Annotated in this window: 1 protein-coding gene; it reads left to right on the top strand. The window is 76.4% G+C overall.

Going from position 1 to position 394, the window contains the following annotated elements:
* Window positions 1–394, top strand: a 394-nt coding sequence (locus tag DW309_RS03300) for an acyl-CoA dehydrogenase family protein (protein ID WP_275089783.1), incomplete at both ends; no start/stop codon positions are given.

Raw genomic sequence — 394 nt, 5'->3', positions numbered from 1 at the left:
CTCGTCCGCGGTGACGCGCTGCACGAGGGCGAGCCGGGCGCGGAGCTGACCTCGGTCGCGCCCACCCGGCGTCTCGCCCGGCTCTCCCCCACGGGAGCCTCGACCCCGCTCGTGCCCGGCGCCCTCGACGCGGCCCTGAACGAAGCAGCCCTCGCCGCCGCCGCGCTGCTCGTGGGCGCGGGAGAGCGGCTGCTCGCGGAGGCCGTGTCGTACGCGAAGGTGCGCGAACAGTTCGGCCGTCCGATCGGGGAGTTCCAGGCGCTCAAGCACCAGCTGGCGGATGTGCGGATCGCGCTGAGCTTCGCGCGGCCGCTCGTGTGGAACGCGGCACTGCGCGCCGACGAGCCCGACGAGGACCGGGCGGTGTCGGCCGCCAAGGTCGCCGCGGGCGACG

It is taken from the genome of Microbacterium sp. K41 (assembly GCF_004794395.1).
Lineage (GTDB): Bacteria > Actinomycetota > Actinomycetes > Actinomycetales > Microbacteriaceae > Microbacterium > Microbacterium sufflavum.
This window is presented reverse-complemented; position numbering and strand designations above follow the sequence as displayed.